At 66.4% G+C, this 14018-nt stretch carries 11 protein-coding genes; 4 read left to right on the top strand and 7 right to left on the bottom strand.

All coding sequences use genetic code 11. The features are described 5' to 3' along the window. Positions 1-23 precede the first annotated feature (23 nt). From SLG_RS02250 to SLG_RS02225, 6 genes are all read right to left on the bottom strand, one after another. Complete coding sequence (locus SLG_RS02250) at positions 24-1664, bottom strand: ABC transporter ATP-binding protein (RefSeq protein ID WP_014074785.1); 1641 nt, start codon at positions 1662-1664, stop codon at positions 24-26. Next, the gene (locus SLG_RS02245; RefSeq protein ID WP_014074784.1) at positions 1661-2746 is read right to left on the bottom strand and encodes an ABC transporter permease; all 1086 of its coding nucleotides are present in this window, start codon (positions 2744-2746) and stop codon (positions 1661-1663) included. The genes SLG_RS02250 and SLG_RS02245 overlap by 4 nt, the downstream gene beginning before the upstream one ends. Further along, the gene (locus SLG_RS02240; RefSeq protein ID WP_014074783.1) at positions 2746-3825 is read right to left on the bottom strand and encodes a microcin C ABC transporter permease YejB; all 1080 of its coding nucleotides are present in this window, start codon (positions 3823-3825) and stop codon (positions 2746-2748) included. The genes SLG_RS02245 and SLG_RS02240 overlap by 1 nt, the downstream gene beginning before the upstream one ends. Next, positions 3822-5702, bottom strand: a complete 1881-nt coding sequence (locus SLG_RS02235; protein ID WP_041392417.1) for an extracellular solute-binding protein — start codon at positions 5700-5702, stop codon at positions 3822-3824. Before SLG_RS02235 ends, SLG_RS02240 begins: the two co-directional genes overlap by 4 nt. Before the next feature lie 209 nt (positions 5703-5911). Then, positions 5912-7870, bottom strand: a complete 1959-nt coding sequence (locus SLG_RS02230; protein ID WP_014074781.1) for an extracellular solute-binding protein — start codon at positions 7868-7870, stop codon at positions 5912-5914. A 371-nt stretch (positions 7871-8241) separates the two neighbouring features. Continuing rightward, complete coding sequence (locus SLG_RS02225) at positions 8242-8715, bottom strand: low molecular weight protein-tyrosine-phosphatase (protein ID WP_014074779.1); 474 nt, start codon at positions 8713-8715, stop codon at positions 8242-8244. A gap of 86 nt (positions 8716-8801) precedes the next feature. Between SLG_RS02225 and otsB the strand changes: the two genes are divergently transcribed. The 4 genes from otsB to SLG_RS02205 all read left to right on the top strand — a co-directional run bounded on the left by otsB (position 8802) and on the right by SLG_RS02205 (position 13331). Then, positions 8802-9614 carry a trehalose-phosphatase gene (gene otsB, locus SLG_RS02220; protein WP_014074778.1) on the top strand — a complete coding sequence of 271 codons (813 nt, stop codon included), beginning with the start codon at positions 8802-8804 and terminating at the stop codon, positions 9612-9614. Then, positions 9611-11407, top strand: a complete 1797-nt coding sequence (locus SLG_RS02215) for a glycoside hydrolase family 15 protein (RefSeq protein ID WP_014074777.1) — start codon at positions 9611-9613, stop codon at positions 11405-11407. The genes otsB and SLG_RS02215 overlap by 4 nt, the downstream gene beginning before the upstream one ends. Next, positions 11404-12870 (top strand): alpha,alpha-trehalose-phosphate synthase (UDP-forming), encoded by a 1467-nt coding sequence (locus SLG_RS02210; protein WP_014074776.1) that lies wholly within the window; start codon positions 11404-11406, stop codon positions 12868-12870. Before SLG_RS02215 ends, SLG_RS02210 begins: the two co-directional genes overlap by 4 nt. A 71-nt stretch (positions 12871-12941) precedes the next feature. After that, the gene (locus tag SLG_RS02205) at positions 12942-13331 is read left to right on the top strand and encodes a nuclear transport factor 2 family protein (protein ID WP_014074775.1); all 390 of its coding nucleotides are present in this window, start codon (positions 12942-12944) and stop codon (positions 13329-13331) included. A gap of 6 nt (positions 13332-13337) precedes the next feature. On the opposite strand, the gene SLG_RS02200 is transcribed toward SLG_RS02205, so the two are convergent. Beyond that, positions 13338-13889 carry a hypothetical protein gene (locus tag SLG_RS02200; protein ID WP_051003675.1) on the bottom strand — a complete coding sequence of 184 codons (552 nt, stop codon included), beginning with the start codon at positions 13887-13889 and terminating at the stop codon, positions 13338-13340. Between the last annotated feature and the right edge of the window lie 129 nt (positions 13890-14018).

The raw sequence follows: 14018 nt of genomic DNA, 5'->3' as shown, positions 1-14018 counted from the left end.
TGCGTGAGGCAGGGTGGCCGCGCTCAGGCGGCCTGCCGCGCCTTCAGTTCCAGCGCGGCAGCGATGAGGTCGCGCGTATAGTCGGTCTGCGGCGCGGTGAAGATCTGCTCGGCAGTGCCCTGCTCGACGATCCGGCCCTCCTTCATCACCACCACTTCATGGGCGAGCGCCTTCACCACCTTGAGATCATGGCTGATGAACAGATAAGTGAGGCCGTGGCTCGCCTGCAGGTCGCGCAGCAGATCGACGATCTGCGCCTGAACGGACATGTCGAGCGCCGAGGTGGGCTCGTCGAGAATGACGAGATCGGGCCGCAGGATGATGGCGCGGGCAATGGCGATGCGCTGGCGCTGGCCGCCCGAGAATTCGTGGGGATAGCGATCGAGCACGTCGGGCGCGAGGCCCACTTCGCCGATGATCGTGGCGACGGCGGCGTGCCGCTCGCCCGGCGTGAGGTCCGGCCGATGGATGGGTAGGCCCTCCCCGACGATCTGGCCGACGGTCATCTTGGGGCTGAGCGAGGCGAAGGGATCCTGAAAGACGATCTGCATGCGGCGGCGCAGCGGACGCATCTGCTTCCAGTTGCGCTCATGCAGAGGCTCGCCATCGAAGAAGATCGGCCCGTCGCTCCGGCTGATGCGCAGCAGCGCCAGCCCCAGCGTGCTCTTGCCCGAGCCGGATTCGCCGACGACGCCCAGCGTGTGCCCGCGCGGAATGGAGAGGGAGACGCCGTCGACTGCCTTCACGACGCTGCGCGGCCGCCCGAACCAGCCCTTGACGGGAAAATGCACGCGCAGATTCTCGGTGCGCACCAGCGCGGGCGGATCGCCCTCGATCTTCAGCGGCTCGCCGCGCGGCGTCGCGTCCAGCAGCTTGCGCGTATAGGCATGCTGCGGATCATCGAAGACCTCCGCCGTGTCGCCCGCCTCGACGATCCGGCCCGCCGTCATCACGCAGACGCGGCTCGCCATCTTGCGCACGACACCCAGATCGTGCGTGATGAGCAGCATCGCCATGCCGAGCCGCTCCTGCAGGCTCTTGAGCAGATCGAGCACTTGCGCCTGCACCGTCACGTCGAGCGCCGTGGTAGGTTCGTCCGCGATCAGCAGGTCAGGCTCGTTGGCGAGCGCCATGGCGATCATGATGCGCTGGCGCTGCCCGCCGGAAAGCTGGTGCGGATAGGATTTCAGGCGGTTCTCCGCATCGCGCAGGCCGACGAGCTTGAGCAGGTCGATGGTCCGCGCGGTCGCTTCCGCCTGCGAGATCTCCGGATGGTGGAGCTTCATCGCCTCGATGATCTGCCGGTCGATCGTGTGCAGCGGATTGAGCGCGGTGAGCGGCTCCTGCGGAATGAGCGCGGCGCGCCGCCCCCTGATCGCGCGCATCGTCCGCTCGTCCGCACCGACGATCTCCTGCCCGTCCAGCCGGATCGACCCGGCGGGATGGAACGCGATCGGATAAGGCAGGAGCTGGAGGATCGACATCGCCGCGGTGGACTTGCCCGATCCGGATTCGCCCACCAGCGCCAGCGTCTCGCCCTTCTCCAGCGTGAAGGACACGCCGCGCACCGCTTCCACCACCTTGCCTTCCGAATGGAAGCAGCAGCTCAGGTCCTCCACGGCCAGCAGGGGCTGGTCCGTCCTGCTCGTCTCGCCTGCGCTCATCTGGATTTCCTCGGATCGAAGGCGTCGCGCGCCGCCTCGCCGATGAAGATCAGCAGGGAGAGCATGGTGGCCATCACGGCAAAGCCGGCAATGCCCAGCCAGGGCGCGTAGAGATTGTTCTTGGCCTGATTGAGCAGCTCGCCGATCGACGGCGAACCGCGCGGCATGCCGAAGCCCAGGAAATCGAGCGCGGTGAGGATCGTGATCGAGCTGGACAGGATGAAGGGCAGGAACGTGATGGTCGCCACCATCGCGTTGGGCAGGATGTGGCGAAACATGATCTTCCGGTTGCCCAGCCCGAGCGCGCGCGCGGCCCGCACATAATCGAGATTGCGCGCGCGCAGGAACTCGGCGCGCACGACATGCACCAGTGTCATCCAGCTCACCAGCAGCAGCACGCCCAGCAGGGTGAAGAAGCCGGGCTGGAGGAAGCTGGACATGATGATGAGCAGGTAAAGCATGGGCAGGCTCTGCAGGATCTCGATGCCGCGCTGGAAGAGCAGGTCCGTCCAGCCGCCGAAATAGCCCTGGATGGCCCCGGCGGTGACGCCGATCATCGAGCTGAGCAAGGTAAGCACCAGCCCGAAAGTGACCGAGAGGCGGAAGCCATAGATGAGCCGCGCCAGCACGTCGCGCGCCTGATCGTCGGTGCCGAGCCAGTGCCGCGCGGAAGGCGGCGCGGGCGCGGGCACGGGAATGTCATAATCGATGGTGCGATAGCTGTAGGGAATGAGCGGCCAGAGCGCCCAGCCGCCGCCCTGCGCGATCATCTCGCGCACTGCCGGATCCTTGTAATTGGCCTCGGTCTCCAGCACCCCGCCGAACGCGGTTTCCGGATAGGCCTTCAGCACCGGGGCATGGAGTTCGCCTCGGTAGCTCATGAGGATCGGCCGGTCGTTGGCGATCAGCTCCGCGAACAGGCTGACGCCATAAAGCGCGAGGAACAGCCACAGGCTCCAGTAGCCGCGCTTGTGATTGCGGAAGTTGGCCCAGCGGCGGCGGGTGAGCGGGCTGAACCGGCTGCGCTTCGCCGGGCCGCTCGCGACCTCGCCCCCCGTCGCGACTTTCGCTTCGGCGTTCATCAGACGTCCCGCCTTTCGAAATCGATGCGCGGATCGACCAGCACATAAGTGATGTCGCCGATGAGATTGGCGAGGAGGCCGAGCAGCGAGAAGATGAACAACGAGCCGAGCATCACCGGATAATCCCGGTTGATCGTCGCCTCGAAGCCGAGCAGCCCCAGCCCGTCCAGCGAGAAGATCACCTCGATGAGCAGCGAGGAGGTGAACAGCACGCCCACGAACGCGGCGGGAAAGCCCGCGATCACGATGAGCATCGCGTTGCGGAAGACATGGCCGTAGAGCACGCCATTCTCCGAAAGCCCCTTGGCGCGCGCGGTCGTCACATATTGCTTGCTCACTTCATCGAGGATCGAATTCTTGGTGAGCATGGTGAGATTGGCGAAGGCCCCGATCACCATCGCCGTCACCGGCAGGGTGATGTGCCAGAGATAGTCGCCGATCTTGCCCAGCGTGGAGAGTTCCTCCCAGTTCTCGGACACGAGGCCGCGCGCCGGGAAGATGCTCCAGAAATTGCCTCCGGCGAACAGCACGACCAGCAGCACCGCGAAGAGGAAGCCGGGAATGGCATAGCCCACCGTGACGAAGAAGCTGGTCCATGCATCGAAGGACGTGCCCGCCCGCACCGCCTTGCGGATGCCGAGCGGCACGGCCACGAGATAGGTGATGAGCGTCGTCCACAGCCCGAGCGACACGGAGACCGGCAGCTTCTCGATGATGAGATCGACGACCGGCTGGTCCTTGAAATAGCTGTTGCCGAACTCGAACCGGGCGAAATCGCCGAGCATCTTGAAATAGCGGTAGAGCACCGGCTTGTCGAAGCCGTAGAGCTTCTCCAGCTCCTTCACCATTTCCGGGTCCAGCTCGCCGGTCGGCGTGAGGCCGCCGCCGCCGCTCACGTCCGTGCTGCCGCTGATCGTGGCGGTGGCATCCATGGCCTGCCCGGCGAAGCGCGCATGGATCTGGTCGATCGGCCCGCCGGGCACGAACTGGATGATGATGAAACTCACCGTCACGATGCCGATGAGAGTGGGTACCATCAGCAGCAGGCGGCGCGCGATGTAGGACCAGAGGGCTGTCATTGGGACCGTCCGTGCATGAGCTTCGCGTCCCTGGCCGGATCGATCCACCAGGTGTCGAGCGTCGTGAAGGGGAAGTTGTAGAGCGGCTGCTTGTCCGGCTTGCCGAAGCGGTCCCAGTAAGTGATCGGCATCTCGCCGAGCGGCGCGGGATAATTGTGCTGGAAAGGCACGGCATAATAATTCCACAGCAGGATGCGATCGAGCGCGCGCATCGCCGCCACCACCGTCTCGCGATCCTCCGCCTGGATCATCCGCTCCATCATGGCGTCGGCGGCGGGGTTCCGGACGCCGGCATAATTGAGCTGCTGCGGCATGTCCGCCGCCTTTGAGCCCCACATGAGCAGCATGCCGGTGCTCGGGGTCTCGGCGCCGGGGAACATGGGGACGTTCACCAGCAGATCATAATCATAATGGCGCAGCCGATGGCGGAACTCCGCACTGTCAAAAGCGCGGAAATTGACGGTGATGCCGAGCTGGCGCGCATTCTCGATGAACAGCGAGACCTGCTTGTCCATGAGCGGCGTGTAGGCGACCAGCTGCAGCACCACCGGCTCTCCCGACCGCCTGTCGCGCAGCTGCCCGTCGACCACCCGATAGCCCGCCGCACGCAGCAGCCGCGCCGCCTCGACGAGATTGGCGCGGCGATTGGCCCAGTTCCCACCGACCGGCAGGCCGGGTGGGGTGGTGAACACTTCGGGCGGCACCTGATCGCGCACTGTCTCCAGCAGGGCCAGCTCGCGCCCTTGGGGCAGGCCGTTCGCCTCGAACTCGCTGTTGGAGAAGAAGCTCGGCAAGCGACCATGGTGGCCGGCAAGGACGACGCGGCGCACCCACTCGAAATCATAGGCCAGCATCAGCGCCTTGCGGAACGCCCGGTCCTCCAGGATCGGGCGCCGGGTGTTCATCACCAGCCCCATGTAGAAGGCGGCATTGCTGTAGGGGACGAATTCCCGCCGGATGCGGCCGGCCCGGAACGCGGGGATCTTCGCCTCGCTGGCCCAGCGCACGGCACTGGTCTCGAACCGCAGATCGGCATTGCCGGCGAAGAAGGCCTCGTTGGCGATGGTCGCGTCCCGATAATAATCGTGCCGGACGATGTCGAAATTGTAGCGGCCCTTGTTGATGGGCAGGTCCTTCGCCCAATAATCCTTCACGCGCTCATATTCGATCCAGCGGCCGGCGCTGAACCGGCCCACCTCGTAGGGCCCGCTGCCGAGCGGGCGATCCAGCGAAGCGGCCAGCAGATCGTGCGTCTCGTAATGATGGCGCGGGAGCAGCCACATATCCATGACGACGCTGGGGAGCGTGGGATTGTTCTTCTGCACGAACCACACGCGCACGGTGCGCGGGCCGCGCTTCTCGGCGCGAGCGACGGCCTGCGCCACCCGCTTGAGCGCCGGCGCCACGAGCCCGCGCGACTGGTCGATCGTGAAGATGATGTCTTCCGGCGTGATCGGCCGGCCGTCATGCCAGCGCGCGCGCGGATCGAGATGGAAATCCATCCAGGCCAGATCGCGCGGATAGCTGATCGAGCGAGCGACAAGCGCATAGCGCACGGCAGGCTCGTCCGCGCTGCGCCGCATCAGCGTGTCGTAGATGGCGACCATGCTGAGCGGCGGCGTGCCGAGCAGGTTCATGAGGTTGAGGCTGTCGAAGCTCCCGATATTGGCATAGCGGTACGTGCCGCCCTTAGGCGCATCCGGATTGGCATAATCGACATGGGTGAAGCCGGCGGGATATTTGAGATCGCCGAACACGGCATAGCCATGGCCGGTCCTGATCTCCGGCTCTTCCTGCACTGCCACGGCGTCGGCCGTCACCGCGCAGAGCACCACCGGAAGCCAGCAGAAGCGCGCGCCGCCCCTGACGCGATGCATGGCCCGGCCCCATGCACTGCTTCGCATCCACGCGCCGTCCACGCGCTTGGCCATCCCATTCCTTTCCCAGCCACGCAGGGGACGGGATGACCGCCCCTGGCCCGAGCCTCGCCGGTTCTCGCGCCGGCATGGTCTTTCCCTATCGTTGGTTGATATCCGAAACAATTCGATTCGCACGGATGGCGGCGCGGGAGGCATCGGGCGCTCGGTCACTTGCCCTGCGCCCGACGGCCGAAGTCGCCATAAGTCAGCCGCGCTTCCTTCTCCTTGTCGATCCACCAATGATCCATGGTGAGGAAGGGGAAATTATAAGTGGGGTCCTTGGCCGGCCTGCCGAAGCGGTTCCAGTAAGTGATCGGCACCTGCCCCATGGGCGCGGGATAGGTATGCTGGAACGGGATGGCGTAATAATCCCACAGCAGCACCCGATCGAGCGCGCGCATGGCGCTCACCACCGTGGCGCGATCGGTCGCGGTGCCGACCTTCATGACCAGCGCATCCACCACCGGGCTGCGCACGCCCATATAATTGAACGATTGCGGCGTATCGGCCGCCTGCGACGACCAGAACTGCATGAGCTCCAACCCCGGCGTCACCAGGGGCGGGAAGGTCGGCAGGTTGATCATCAGATCGAAATCGAAATTGCGGATCTTGTGGCGGAACTGCGCCGTATCATAGCTGCGGAAATCCACCGTGATGCCGAGCTGGCGCATATTCTCGATGAACAGGCTCACCTGCCGGTCCATGAGCGCGGAATAGGCCGCGAGGCCAAGGCGCACCGGCTGGCGCGTGCGCGGATCGATGAGCAGGCCGTCGTCGATGCGATAGCCCGCCTCGCGCAGCAGCGCGGCCGCCTGCACCAGATTCTCCCTGCGGCTGCCCCACTGGCCGGCGACTGGAAGCTCCGGCGGCTGCGTGAAGAGCTCGGGCGGCAGCTGGTCCCGGAACGGGGCGAGCAGCGCCAGCTCGTCCTCGCCGGGCAGCCCCTCCGCAGCAAACTCGGTATTGGCAAAGAAGCTCGCCAGCCGGCCATGATGCCCGGCCAGCAGCACCCGCTTCACCCATTCATAATCATAAGCCAGCGTGATCGCCTTGCGCACGCGCCGGTCCGCGAGAAACGGGCGGCGGCTGTTCATCATCAGGCCCATGTAGAAGGCGCCGTTCTCGTAACGGATCACGTCGCGGACGAGATTCTTCGCCCTGAAGGCAGGCATCTGGTCCTGCGCGTCCCAGCGCGCCGCGCTGCCCTCGAACCGCAGGTCCGCCTGCCCCGAGAGGAAGACCTCGTTCATCACGCCGACATCGCGATAGAAATCATGCCGGATGATGTCGAAGTTCCATTTGCCCTTGTTGATGGGCAGATCCTTCGCCCAATAATCCTTCACCCGCTCCATCTCGAGCCAGCGGCCCGGGCTCATCCGGCCGATGCGGAAGGGACCGCTGCCCACCGGACGCTCCAGCGTGGAGGCCGTGAAATCCTTGCCCTGCCAAATGTGCCGGGGGACGACGGGCATCGCCGCGACCACCGTGGGCATCGTCGGATTGCCCTTCTGCACGAAATAGAGGCGCACGCTGCGCGGACCGGCCTTCTCCACGCGGCTCACGGCCGCGCCGATCCGCCGGTAAGTGGGCGACACCAGTTCCTTGAACTTGGCGACCGTGAAGATCACGTCCTCGGGGGTGATCGGCCTGCCGTCATGCCAGCGTGCGCGCGGGTCCAGCCGGAATTCCACCCAGGCAAGGTCCCTGGGATAGCTGATCGTCTCCGCAATGAGCGGATAATAGGAGGCAGGCTCATCGAGGCTGCGCTGCATCAGCGTGTCATAGATCCAGAGAAGCGCGAAGGGCGGCGTGCCGAGCAACCCGAAGAAATTCAGCGTGTCGAAGCTGCCGGTCTGCGCATAGCGATAAGTGCCGCCCTTGGGCGCATCCGGGTTCACATAATCGAGATGCTTGAAATCGGCGGGATATTTGAGCTCGCCAAAGACGGCATAGCCATGAGCGGTCGTGACGTCCGGCTGGTCCGGAAGCGCGGCCAGATCGGAAGTCGTGGTCGCGAGAAGCAGCGACAGGCCAAGCGCCCGCGCCAGCCAGGACCGGACACCTGCCGGGGGCGCCCTGCGCTCCCTGCCCGATCCGCGCGCCTCGTCATTGCGACTGGTCCGCATCTTTCCTCTCAGCCCCGCCGACCGCTCGTGCCGATCAGCCTTCTTGATTAAGTCCGGTTCTTGCGCCGACTCTCGTCACTCTAATAATGGTTGAGATAATAAACAATTCGAATCGCATGGTTGGCGAGGCGGGAGATGGGCCCTTCACCCATCCTGAGCGGGGAGGGTCGCGAGCCCCAGACCGAGCCCGAAATTCCCGTATTTTCGCGTCGAACCGCCGCCTCGGGCGCGATCGAAACATAATGTCTTTCCCGGCATCGGCAGAGAAAATTCGCCTTGCCAACGCGCGGGCATTTCACCCTGTGACGTGCAGCTCTGTTGCTTATGCCCGATCGGATCAGCCGCGCGCGGCGCGGGAGACCGACCTGCCGTCAGCGGCGCAGGCGCGCCACCAGCGCCCGGGCGGCGGCGGTCACATCGGCCCAGCTCTCCTCGAAGCCGCTGTCGGGTCCGAAATAAGGATCGGCGACGGCCTGCCCGGCGCGGCCCGGGACAAGATCGAGCAGGAGCGACAGGCGTGCGCGCGCGGCCCTCGGCGCGATTCCGCGCAGTGCTTCGAGATTGCTGTGGTCCAGCGCATAGATCAGGTCGAACCGCTCGAAATCCGCCGCCCCGGCCTGCCGGGCGCGATAGCCGGAAATGTCGATCCCGTGTCGCAAGGCCACGGCCTGCGCCCGCAGATCAGGCGGATTGCCGACATGCCAGTCGCCGGTTCCGGCCGAATCGGCCAGCACATCGAGCCCTGCCCGCCTCGCCTCATGGGCAAAGGCAGCTTGCGCCAGGGGGGAGCGGCAGATATTGCCGAGGCAGACGAAGAGCACGGCGGGTCGCGGAAGAACGGCCATTGCCGCCCGGTAGCAGGCCCGAGCGCCGCTGTCATTCCGCTCTGCTTCCCGTGGATCATCCGGTGCGGGAACGTCGGCGGCATCCGATGCGTTGCATTGGAAAACGACTCTGCCGAGAATGTCAGACACGACAGGGGGAAAGAACCATTTTCGAACCACCACGTCTCCGCCTCACCGTCCCGCCCATCCCGGAAGCGGATGGCATCAGCCTGTTCCTCGATCTCGACGGCACGCTCCTCGACCTGGTCGACCGGCCCGATGACGTCGTTGCCGACGAGGCGTTGCGTACCCTGCTGCTGCGGCTCGCCGATCGCCTGGAGGGCCGGCTCGCGCTCGTGAGCGGCCGGTCGATCGCGCAGATGGACGCGATCCTGGGTCCCGTGGCGGACAGGCTCGCCTTGTCCGGCAGCCATGGCAGCGAACATCGCTGGCGCGGCGTGACGGCTCATCCCATCCGCCCCCATGCGCTCGATGAGGCCCGCGAGCGGCTGCGCGCCTTTGCCGAAGGGCGCGACGGCGTGCTGGTGGAGGACAAGAGCTTCGGCGTGGCCCTGCACTACCGCATGGCCCCCGATGTGGAGAAGGAAGCGCAGGCCTTGACGGACATACTTGCCAATACGCTCGACCTCGTCGTCCAGCCGGGGAAGATGATGACGGAACTGCGCCTGCCGGGCGGCGACAAGGGCAAGGCGCTGCTGATGCTCATGGATCGCGCCCCGATGCAGGGCACGCTCCCCTGGTTCCTGGGCGATGATGCCACGGACGAGCCGGGCTTCGCCGCCGCGCGATCGCTGGGCGGCACCGGCGTGCTCGTGGGCCAGCGCGAACCGACCGCGGCAATCCACGCCCTGCCGGACCCGGACGCGGTGCGCGGCTGGCTGGAGCGGCTCGCGCAATGACCGCCACGCTCGACCTCTGGCCGATCGGCAATTGCCAGGTCTCCGCGCTCGTCGACCGGGCCGGCCGCTTCGTGTGGGGTTGCCTCCCCCGCGTCGATGGCGACCCCACCTTCTCCTCCCTGCTCGACCCTGCGGCTCGCGCCGCCCCGGGCGCACGGGGCTTCTGGGAAATCGACCTGGAAGACTGCGTGGAGACGACGCAGCGCTACATCCGCAACACGCCGGTGCTGGTGACGCGCCACTGCGACGCGGCGGGCAACGCCATCGAAGTCACCGATTTCTGCCCGCGCTTCTTCCGCAGCGGCCGGATGTACCGGCCCGTCGCCTTCGCGCGGATCGTGCGGCCGGTGGCGGGATCGCCGCGCATCCGGGTGCGGCTGCGCCCGGCCCGCAACTGGGGCGCCAGCGACCCCGGCCATACCCGCGGCACCAATCATGTGCGCTATCTGCTCGACACCATGACGCTGCGGCTCACCACCACGGCGCCGGTCGGCTGGATCGAGGATGAGCGGCTGTTTCGGGTGGAGCGCCCGCTGCATTTCTTTCTCGGCCCGGACGAGAGCTTCGGCGAGGACCTGCGGCTGGCGCTCGATTCCATGCTCGATCGCACGGTGCGCGAGTGGCAGGGCTGGGTGCGAGGGCTCGCCACGCCGGTCGAATGGCAGGACGCGGTGATCCGCGCCGCCATCACGCTCAAGCTCTGCCAGCATGAGGAAACCGGCGCCATCGTCGCCGCCTTGACCACCTCCATTCCCGAACATGCCAACAGCGGCCGCAACTGGGACTATCGCTACTGCTGGATCCGCGACGCCTATTACACGGTGCAGGCGCTGAACCGGCTGGGTGCGCTGGACGTCCTCGAGACCTATCTCGAATATCTGCGCAACATCGTCGACAATGCCCGGGGCGGCCATATCCAGCCGCTTTACGGCGTGGGCGGGGAAGCGACGCTCAGGGAATGGATCGCGCCGGGGCTCGAGGGCTATCGGGGCATGGGCCCGGTCCGCGTGGGCAATCAGGCGGCCGAACAGGTGCAGCACGATGCCTATGGCCAGATCGTGCTGTCCAATACGCAGAGCTTCTTCGACCAGCGCCTGCTGCGCATGGGCGGCATCGAGGATTTCCATGCGCTCGAAGCCGTGGGCGAGCGGGCATGGGCCGTCTATGACAAGCCGGACGCGGGCCTGTGGGAACTGCGCACCCGCGCCCATGTCCACACCTACAGCTCGGCCATGTGCTGGGCGGCCTGCGACAGGCTCGCCAATGCCGCGACCGCGCTGGGCCTCACCGAAAGGGCCGAGTTCTGGCAGGCGCGCGCGGACGTCATTCGCGCCGCCATCGAGCGGGAGGCCTGGCGCCCGGATACCAACCGCCTCTCCGCGACCTTCGGCGGCGACGATCTGGACGCAAGCATCATCCAGCTTCTCGACCTGCGCTTCCTGGCGCCGGACGACCCCCGCTTTCTCGGCACGCTCGAGGCGGTGGAGGAAGGGCTGCGGCGCGGCAGCCACATGCTGCGCTACGCCACGGAAGACGATTTCGGCCTGCCCGCCACCGCCTTCAACGTGTGCACCTTCTGGCTGATCGAGGCGCTGCACGCCACCGGGCGCATCGGCGAGGCCCGCGTGCTGTTCGAGGAAATGCTGAGCCGGCGGACTGCTGCCGGGCTGCTCTCCGAGGACATCGATCCGGTGACGGGGGAGCTGTGGGGCAACTATCCCCAGACCTATTCGTTGGTCGGACTGATCAATTGCGCCGTCCTGCTGAGCAAACCCTGGAGCGCCATCCGTTGACCCGGCTTATCGTCGTCTCGAACCGCGTGAGTCCTCCCGTGGGGGAAGGCAAGGCGAACCAGGGCGGCCTCGCCGTCGCCTTGTCCTCCGCGCTGCGGGAAACCAACGGCATCTGGTTCGGCTGGTCCGGCAACGAGATCGACGCCTTCACCGGCCAGATCAATTTCGCCCGCAACGACGGCGTGACCACCGCCACCGTCGACCTCGAGGCGCAGGACGTCGAGGAATATTATAACGGCTTTGCCAACCGGACGCTCTGGCCCCTGTTCCATGACCGGGTGGACCTGGCGGAATTCGAGCGGACCTTCGCGGGCGGCTATGAGCGAGTGAACGCCCGCTTCGCCGAAACGATGCTGCCGCTCGTCACGTCCGAAGACCTGATCTGGGTGCATGACTATCACCTCATTCCGCTGGGCAGCGAATTGCGCCAGCGCGGCGTCACCAATCATATCGGCTTCTTCCTGCACACGCCCTGGCCGGTGCTCCGGCTGCTGCTTGCCCTGCCGAGCCACCGGCAGCTCGTCGAAGCCCTGTTCGATTATGACCTCATTGGCTTCCAGAGCCAGACATGGCTCGATTCCTTCCTGCTCTACGTGCGGGAGCAGTTCGCCGAAGCGGACGTGACCGAGGACGGCACGATCCGGCTGGGCGAGCGCACCGTCCGGGTCGTCGCCTGCCCCATCGGCATCGACACGCGCGAATTCGTGGTCAGTGCCCGCAGCGAGGAGGCCGAACAGGCCCGGCTCGACATGCTCAAGAGCCTCGATGGCCGCGCTCTCATCATCGGCGTCGACCGGCTCGACTACAGCAAGGGGTTGGAGCAGCGCTTTCACGGCTATGAGCGGTTGCTCGCCGACCATCCGGAATATCAGGAGAAAGTCTCGCTGCTGCAGATCGCGCCCCCTTCGCGCGAGAATGTCGAGAGCTATCAGGACATCCGCCGGCAGCTCGATGCGCTGTCCGGCCATATCAACGGCGAGTTCGCCACCGCATTGTGGGTGCCGCTGCGTTACGTCAATCGCGGCTATGACCGCGCTTCGCTGGCCGGCATGTTCCGCGCCTCGCGCGCTGCGCTTGTCACGCCGCTGCGGGACGGAATGAACCTGGTCGCGAAGGAATATGTCGCCGCGCAGGACCCGGACGACCCCGGCGTGCTGATCCTCTCGCGCTTCGCCGGGGCGGCCGAGCAGATGAAGGAAGCGCTGCTCGTCAATCCCTTCAGCCCCGAGGAACTGGCGGACGCGCTGGCGCAGGCCTTGCGGATGCCGCTTGGCGAACGCCAGTCGCGCTGGAAAGCGCTCATGGCGAATGTCGAGCGCGAGGATGTCCACTGGTGGCTGCGCAGCTTCCTCGATGCGCTCGACGACAGCGGGGAGCCGGCGTCCGCGCGCATCGCAGCCGCCAACGACGCACAGGACAGCGCCGAAGAGCGCCCCCACGCTCCCGGATTGACGCCCGGCTGAGCGGACGCGACCTTGCGGGCCTGATCCCACCGCTCATATACTCATCCCGCAAAGCGGAGAGTGGAGAGGACATGCCCCATACGCCGGCCGAGCAGGCCAATCTGGAGCTTGTGCGCGGGCTCTTCGACGACGTGCTCAATCCCATGGACTCAGGCGCGGTCGACCGGTTCATCGCGCCGGGCTACATCCAGCACAATCCCAATGTCGAAACCGGACGCGAGCCGCTCAAGGCGTTTCTCGACACGATCAAAACGCTGAACCCGCACGGCGTCCATGATGTGAAGCGCATGTTCGCGGACGGGGACCATGTCATCGTCCATTATCATGTCCGCCGCTGGCCGGACGATGCCGGATGGGCAGTGATCGACATCTTCCGCATCGAGGACGGCCTCATCGCGGAACATTGGGACGTGGCGCAGGATGTCGTGACCGGCGGGCCGAATGTGAACGGGATGTTCTGACGCCCCTCAGCGCTTGCCCCCGCCCTCTCCCTCCGCCTCGTTCGCCGGAAGCGCCACCACCAGCACGCGGGTCGACGCCCCGGCGCTGCCCGCGATCTGCAGCAGATAGCGGCCCGGCTCCAGCGCGAAGTCCACCATCTTGCGGATACCCGAGCAGGCCGGCCCGTGGCCATGCCCGGCGGAGGGCAGAGCCTGCCCGGCGGCGACCACGTCGATCCAGACGGGGCTGTCCGCGGCGACGCGATATTGGCCGGCCGTCGTCACCGTGAACCCGGCGAGCCCGGCATGGCTTTCGGGCCCCGGCTGCTTGCCCGGCTCGGCGGCAAAGCGGACCTCCCCCACCGGCGCGAGCGACAGGTCGGCGGCCTGCCCGAGCACGAGCGACGCGGCCTGCGCCGATGCGGCGTCCCGGGCCGCCACGCGTGCGACGGGCGCGGACCAGCCGGCGAGATGCGCGGGCAAGGCAGGCGCCTCGCAGGCGGGCTGGGCGGGTTGGGCGAGCGCTGTCCCGGCCGCACCGGCGAGAAGCAACGCGAGGCAGGCATGTCGCAGGAACAAGGTAAGGTCCTCTCGAAGCAGATGAGCTATATACTTATATATATAGCTTAAGGCACTTGTCCACGCCCCGCGCATCCTTGCGCGGCGCAACGTCCCCCATGAGCCGTGGCGAAAGGGCCTGTCCGAAGC

Source organism: Sphingobium sp. SYK-6 (genome assembly GCF_000283515.1).
Taxonomy (GTDB): Bacteria; Pseudomonadota; Alphaproteobacteria; order Sphingomonadales; family Sphingomonadaceae; genus Sphingobium; species Sphingobium lignivorans.
The sequence above is the reverse complement of the archived record's forward strand: the minus strand, read 5'-3'. Positions and strand labels throughout refer to the sequence as shown.

Coding starts and splice junctions, on each gene's coding strand:
- otsB (WP_014074778.1), top strand. CDS start 8,802: ATGCGTTGCATTGGAAAACGACTCTGCCGAGAATGTCAGACACGACAG.
- SLG_RS02250 (WP_014074785.1), bottom strand. CDS start 1,664: ATGAGCGCAGGCGAGACGAGCAGGACGGACCAGCCCCTGCTGGCCGTG.
- SLG_RS02240 (WP_014074783.1), bottom strand. CDS start 3,825: ATGACAGCCCTCTGGTCCTACATCGCGCGCCGCCTGCTGCTGATGGTA.
- SLG_RS02235 (WP_041392417.1), bottom strand. CDS start 5,702: ATGCATCGCGTCAGGGGCGGCGCGCGCTTCTGCTGGCTTCCGGTGGTG.
- SLG_RS02225 (WP_014074779.1), bottom strand. CDS start 8,715: ATGGCCGTTCTTCCGCGACCCGCCGTGCTCTTCGTCTGCCTCGGCAAT.
- SLG_RS02245 (WP_014074784.1), bottom strand. CDS start 2,746: ATGAACGCCGAAGCGAAAGTCGCGACGGGGGGCGAGGTCGCGAGCGGC.
- SLG_RS02205 (WP_014074775.1), top strand. CDS start 12,942: ATGCCCCATACGCCGGCCGAGCAGGCCAATCTGGAGCTTGTGCGCGGG.
- SLG_RS02215 (WP_014074777.1), top strand. CDS start 9,611: ATGACCGCCACGCTCGACCTCTGGCCGATCGGCAATTGCCAGGTCTCC.
- SLG_RS02230 (WP_014074781.1), bottom strand. CDS start 7,870: ATGCGGACCAGTCGCAATGACGAGGCGCGCGGATCGGGCAGGGAGCGC.